Here is a 6,517-nt window from a genome sequence, read left to right as displayed (position 1 = left end):
TCATCCGCTCAGAACGAAAGCGATTGAGCGTGCGAAAATTCGGACGTTGACGTCCAGCCAGCCACATGAAGGGAATGTTTTCTCGGACCGCTTTGGCGATTTGCCGGGAGGAATAGATTCGCTGCGTATAGGCATAGATAATGACTTTGGTCAGCATTTTAGGATGGTAGCTGTCGCGGCCACCGCCAGGGTAGGCCGCGTCAAAGAGGGCGTCGTCGAGTCGATTTACGGCGGCGTTCACGACACGAACGAGGTGATTTGGTGGGATATCTTCTTCTAAATCCATTGGCAAGCAAAGTTGGTCCATGGTATATTGAATGTACAAAAGAAACCCTCCTTTGAAATGGTTGGTCGCACTTCCATTTTACCAAAAGAGTGGTTTCTTTTTTGCGTTTTTATAAATATTGTAGGATGTTTCCCGCTTAAACAGCGGAGAGGACGGAACGATTGTGGAAAAGCGATAGCGTTCGCCTTTGTGTCCGGATTTTCACCGCTAAGGGGAATAAAAAAAATCTGGACACAAGAGCGATTGGAACAACGGTCCGTTCGCGGAGCGTCCTCACGGAGCACAACGTTTGTCCGACTCCAAAAACAAACGAAGGGCTGTCCCAAGTAGCCATTTCATGGCTTATGGGACACCCCCTTTGTGTAAATCGGTATTTTATCGCTGTAACTTCAGAACCTTCAACAATCAGTCGCCGCGAAATGCACGCTTCACACGGTCAAAGAAGGATTGCTCCTGCTCATGTGTGTTTTCTCCATTGTAAGAAGCAAACTGGCGGAGCAGGTCTTTCTGCTCATCACTGAGCTTGCTAGGAGTCACGACGATCACCCGTACATGCTGATCCCCTGTTCCTGAGCCGCGCAGATGTGGAACCCCTTTGCCTTTCAGCCGGAAGAAGGTTCCGGTCTGTGTGCCTGCCGGAATCTTGAGCTTTACTTTTTCCGTCAGGGTTGGAATCTCAATCTCGTCGCCAAGCGCTGCCTGTGCAAATGTTAATGGAACCTCACACATAATATCATCGTTCTCGCGTACGAAGAAATCATGCGTCTTCACACGGATAACAATGTACAAATCGCCTGCCGGACCGCCGCGTGTACCGCCTTCGCCTTCGCCGGTCATGCGCAGCTGTGCACCGTCATCAACGCCGCCCGGAATACGGACATGAATCTTACGCTGTTTCTTGACTTTGCCTTGGCCAGCGCATGTTGTACATTTTTCCTTAATGATTTTACCAGTGCCTGAGCAATTAGAGCAAGGACGGCGGTTTCGCATTTGTCCAAGCGGTGTGTTCTGAACGAACTCCTGTTGGCCGCTGCCATGGCATACGGAGCAGGTTTCCGGTTTGGTTCCGGGTTTGGCACCGGAGCCGAAGCAGGTATCGCAGGTTTCCGTGCGTGGAATGGTGATGTCGGTTTCTTTGCCGAATACCGCTTCCTTGAACTCAATGGTCATGGTGTACTGCAAGTCTCCGCCGCGCTGCGGAGCGTTCGGATCACGACGGCCACCGCCGCCGAAGAACATATCGAAAATATCGCCAAGCCCTCCGAAATCACCGCCACCGCCGCCAAAGCCGCCGCCCATTCCCTGATTGGGATCCATATGACCATACTGGTCATACCGTGCACGCTGCTGGCCGTCACTAAGCACATCGTAGGCTTCCTTCACTTCTTTGAATTTAGCCTCCGCATCGCTGGCTTTATTGACGTCCGGGTGGTACTGGCGCGCCAGCTTGCGGTACGCCTTCTTCACTTCATCGTCTGATGCATCTCTTCCGAGGCCCAGAATCTCATAATAATCGCGTTTATCTGCCACTGCTTTCACCTCCGTACATCAATACTCAAACTCCCTGTTACATGTTAAAAGGAAAGTCAAAACACGGGATGCCCCGGTCTTGACCTTCCCTTCGTTCAAAATAAACTTATCGTCTAAGGTTACCCTTGATTCTTCTCGTCGTCAACAACCTCGTAGTCAGCATCTACAACATTGTCTTTCTTCGCGCCTTCAGAAGCTCCCTGGCCGCCTTCTGCGCCTTGTTCAGCCTGTGCCGCCTGTTCATACAGCTTCACGGACAATTGCTGTACAATCTCGGTCAACGCTTCTGTAGCCGCGTTGATTTCTTCCAGGTTGTCAGTTTCCAGAGCAGCTTTCAGCTTATCCTTAGCAGCGTTCGCTTTATCTACTTCAGAAGCGTCCACTTTATCGCCCAGGTCTTTGATTACCTTATCTGTAGAATACACGAGTTGGTCAGCGGAGTTCTTCGCTTCTACCAATTCTTTGCGCTTGCGGTCTTCCTCAGCGTGCAGCTCGGCATCCTTCATCATTTGTTCTACTTCTGCGTCACTCAGGCCGCTGGAAGAAGTGATGGTGATCTTCTGGCTCTTGTTGGTGCCCTTATCCGTTGCCGATACGTTTACGATACCGTTGGCGTCAATATCGAAGGTAACTTCGATTTGCGGTACGCCGCGTGGTGCCGGTGGAATCTCGTTCAGCATGAAGCGTCCCAGGGTCTTGTTGCCGTTCGCCATCTGGCGTTCACCCTGCAGTACGTGAATTTCCACGCTTGGCTGGTTGTCGGCAAAGGTCGAGAAGACCTGCGATTTGCTTGTAGGGATCGTAGTATTGCGTTCGATCATCTTCGTGAACACGCCACCCGCAGTTTCAATACCCAGGGACAGTGGAGTTACGTCAAGCAATACCACGTCTTTTACGTCACCAGTCAATACACCCGCTTGAACGGCTGCACCAAGGGCTACCACTTCATCCGGATTAACGCCTTTGTGAGGCTCTTTACCGGTAAGCTTCTTGATCGCATCTTGTACGGCAGGAATACGTGTGGAACCGCCCACGAGTACGATTCTGTTCAGATCAGCAGGAGTCATGCCTGCATCGCTCAAAGCTTGGCGGGTAGGTCCCAGTGTACGTTCAACTAGACCTGCAGTCAGCTCGTCGAATTTCGCACGGGTCAGGTTGATTTCAAGGTGCTGAGGCACGCCGTCAACAACCGTGATGAACGGAAGGGATACCGTAGTAGTCAGTACGCCGGACAGTTCTTTTTTCGCTTTTTCCGCGGCATCCTTCAGACGTTGTACTGCTGCTTTATCTTTGCTCAGGTCAATGCCCTGCTCTTTTTTGAATTCAGCTACGAGGAAGTCCATAACCACTTGGTCAAAGTCGTCGCCGCCAAGACGGTTGTCACCGCTTGTAGCTTTTACTTCGAAGAAGCCGTCGCCCAGTTCAAGAATGGATACGTCGAATGTACCACCACCAAGGTCATAGACGAGGATGGTTTGGTCTTCAGATTTCTCCAGACCGTATGCAAGAGCCGCTGCTGTTGGTTCGTTCACGATACGCAGAACTTCCAGACCGGCAATTTTGCCTGCATCCTTGGTTGCCTGACGCTGGCTATCATTGAAGTAGGCTGGAACGGTGATAACCGCTTGAGTAACAGTTTGGCCCAGATAAGCTTCAGCATCGGATTTCAGCTTTTGCAGAATCATGGCCGAGATCTCTTGTGGAGAGTAGTCTTTGCCGTCAATGCTTTCTTTGTGGTTCGTGCCCATGTGACGTTTGATGGAAGCGATGGTGCGGTCCGGATTCGTAATGGCCTGGCGTTTAGCTGTTTCGCCGACGATACGCTCGCCGTCTTTCTTGAAGCCTACAACCGATGGGGTTGTACGCGCACCTTCCGGATTTGGAATAACGACGGCTTCGCCGCCTTCCATAACCGCCACGCAAGAGTTGGTGGTTCCTAAGTCAATACCGATAACTTTACTCACAGTAATGTGCCTCCTCAAAATGATATGGAGCCTTGGCTCCAGTTAGATTTTCTATTAAGTAATGGATTGGAACTCATTTACAACCGGCATATATAGACAGGACTACATGCTGACTTTGACCATGGCTGGACGAAGAACCTTATCCTTCAGGAGATAGCCCTTTTGGACCTCTTCCGTCACGATGCCTTCCTCGTGCTCCTCGCTCTCCACCTGCATGATGGCCTGATGGTATTCAGGGTTGAAAGGCTGTCCTACCGATTCCATGGCTGTAAGGCCTTCAGACTTCAAAATCCCTTCCAGCTGCTGGAAAATCATATTCACACCTTTGTTAAAGGCCTCAAATTCCGGACTGGCCGGAACTGTGGCAATTGCGCGTTCGAAGTTATCGAGTACCGGAATCAGTTCACCTACCAGCTTGGCTGTGGCATACTGTGCCAGTTCCTCTTTTTCCTTCTGGGTACGGCGGCGGAAGTTGTCAAAATCGGCCTGCACACGCAGCGCACGTCCTTGATATTCTTCGGCCAGCTCCTGCAGGCGTCTTGCTGCTTCTCCAGTTCCCGAAGCCTCCTCGAAGGCCTCTTCCGAAGCTGCTGCACCATTCTCAGGGGCTGTTTCAGCCTCATCGGCAGCCTGATTCTCATGTATTGCCTGATCCTTAATTTCATTTGTATCCTGAATCTTTTCCTCTTTCAAGTTGTCTTCACCTCCTTAAAATCATTCACGAAATCAATTACGCTCTGTTCACTTATACCAGTGTGCCAGCATCGCTGTCAAATCCCGGGACAGAATCCCCAGTATGCCCATTACGCGCGCATATTCCATCCGGGTCGGACCCAGGATACCAATGCTCCCAAGCGCTTTCCCGTCCAGCGAGTACGTGGCAGTAATCAGACTACAGTTGGCAAAAGCCTCATGCTTGTTCTCCATGCCGATACGCACCTGCATTCCGGTCCCCCCGGATGCGGGAGCAAGCATTTTGAGGAGTGTAGGCGTTTCTTCCAGCAGGTCGAGAATATTCTTCACCTTATCGACGTCCTTGAACTCCGGCTGGGTAAGCATATTAGTCGCTCCACTGAGATAGATACGCTGTTCATGGTCACTTTCAAGTGCCGTGTCCAGTACCTTCATTAATTCCTCATAGTGGGAGATGTGACGCTGCATTTCCTCCCCAAGCTCGGAATACAGCTGGCTCTTCAGCTTATAGAGCGGAACATTCACCAGCTTGCTGTTGAGCAGGTTAACCACTTTCTCCATCTCGGACAGAGAAATTCCCGGTGGAATACTTACGGTCTTATTCTCTACCTGGCCGGTGCTTGTAACAATGATCGCCACAGCGGTATTGTCATCCAGCGGCAGCAGCTGAAAATGGCGCAATGAAGTATGAAAAACCTCCGGCCCCAAAAGGATGGAAGTGTAATTCGTCATATTAGATAGAATCATTGCCGCATGCTGGATAACCTGCTCCGTGGCATTAAGCTTCTCGGCAAAAAATTCACGGATCGTGCCCATTTCCGCCGATTCAGCCGAATTCCATGGAACCAGATGGTCCACATAATAGCGGTAGCCCTTATGGGAAGGAATCCGGCCTGCAGAAGTATGAGGCTGTTCCAGATAGCCCAGATCCTCCAAGTCGGCCATTTCGTTACGGATGGTTGCAGGACTATAGCCTACATCTCCCCGTTTGGAAATGCTTCGCGAACCAACCGGCTCGGCAGAAGTAATGTAATCATCTACGATGGCATTCAATATCATTCTCTGGCGTTCGGTTAACATGCAAATCCCCTCCTGTCGGCTGCGGCTCCCGATTCGTTAGCACTCTAGTCAGATGAGTGCTAACCACTAATACAAAAATACCAAACTGACCTTGGCATTGTCAAGTCAGTTCAATATCTTCGCTTCGCCCATTTCAGCCGAGCCGGGCTTCCCGCGCTGTACGGCAGACCAGTTGCATTACCTTGCGGTGCAGAAAAGGAAAAAGCGTAAACATAATATCCATCGTCCGGCGCAGCGGCATCGGGTTCACCAGCGCTTCATTTCTCTCCAAGCCTTTACACGCAAGAGCGGCAAAATACTCGGGTGTCATAAGCTTTTGCTTTTTCACCTGGATCAATACTTTCTTCTTATCCATATGTACTGCCTCACCGCTTTCAAAAATCGGCGTGTCGACAAATGCCGGACACAAGCAGCTTACCTTGACACCGTATGCCTCTGCCTCATAATGCAGAGAAGTCGTCAGCCCCACCACCGCATGCTTGGTCGCGGAATAAGCGCCACTTCCAGGAGCAGGTCCGAGACCGGCTGCAGAAGCCGTATTGGCTATGTACCCGAAACCTTGCTTCATCATTAAAGGATAGGCTGCCTGCACCCCATGAATGACTCCCCACAGATTTACATCCACGATCCTTTGCCAGTTCTGCTGTGTCATATCCCCAATCTCCCCGTACATCGCAATTCCCGCATTGTTGAACATATAATCCAAACGCCCAAAATCCCGGTAAATACCATCTACCATTGCTTTTACCGCAGTTCCATCAGTGACATCCACCGGAATGAAGCGGCACTCCCCGCCCATCCGCTCAAGTTCAGCCGCCGTCCTGAGCCCTTCCTCCGCGTTCAGATCAGCGATAACAATGTACACCCCTCTTGTTAAAAGCTCTTTGCACAAGGCCTTGCCAATACCTGAAGCACCTCCGGTAACGATCCCTACCCGTGTAATCTTTACCATTTCTCATCTCTC

At 50.8% G+C, this 6,517-nt stretch carries 6 protein-coding genes; all 6 read right to left on the bottom strand.

Features of this window, described 5'->3' with window-relative positions:
- Positions 1 to 325 (bottom strand): transposase (locus tag A3848_RS18125; protein ID WP_143192423.1); only part of this gene is annotated, 325 nt, incomplete at its 3' end.
- A gap of 366 nt (positions 326 to 691) precedes the next feature.
- Positions 692 to 1,816, bottom strand: a complete 1,125-nt coding sequence (gene dnaJ / locus A3848_RS18120) for a molecular chaperone DnaJ (RefSeq protein ID WP_074086315.1) — start codon at positions 1,814 to 1,816, stop codon at positions 692 to 694.
- Positions 1,817 to 1,935: 119 nt separating this feature from the next.
- Complete coding sequence (gene dnaK, locus A3848_RS18115; RefSeq protein ID WP_074086314.1) at positions 1,936 to 3,780, bottom strand: molecular chaperone DnaK; 1,845 nt, start codon at positions 3,778 to 3,780, stop codon at positions 1,936 to 1,938.
- A 102-nt stretch (positions 3,781 to 3,882) separates the two neighbouring features.
- On the bottom strand, positions 3,883 to 4,473 hold the full coding sequence (gene grpE / locus A3848_RS18110; RefSeq protein ID WP_256701702.1) for a nucleotide exchange factor GrpE: 591 nt from the start codon (positions 4,471 to 4,473) through the stop codon (positions 3,883 to 3,885).
- 48 nt (positions 4,474 to 4,521) lie between these two features.
- Positions 4,522 to 5,553 (bottom strand): heat-inducible transcriptional repressor HrcA, encoded by a 1,032-nt coding sequence (gene hrcA / locus A3848_RS18105; RefSeq protein ID WP_074086313.1) that lies wholly within the window; start codon positions 5,551 to 5,553, stop codon positions 4,522 to 4,524.
- Positions 5,554 to 5,686: 133 nt separating this feature from the next.
- A complete protein-coding gene (locus A3848_RS18100; protein WP_074086312.1) occupies positions 5,687 to 6,505 on the bottom strand; it encodes an SDR family NAD(P)-dependent oxidoreductase in 819 nt (272 codons plus the stop codon).
- Positions 6,506 to 6,517: the final 12 nt, after the last annotated feature.

This window comes from Paenibacillus sp. P32E, from assembly GCF_001909085.1.
GTDB classification, from domain to species: domain Bacteria; phylum Bacillota; class Bacilli; order Paenibacillales; family Paenibacillaceae; genus Paenibacillus_AQ; species Paenibacillus_AQ helianthi.
This window is presented reverse-complemented; position numbering and strand designations above follow the sequence as displayed.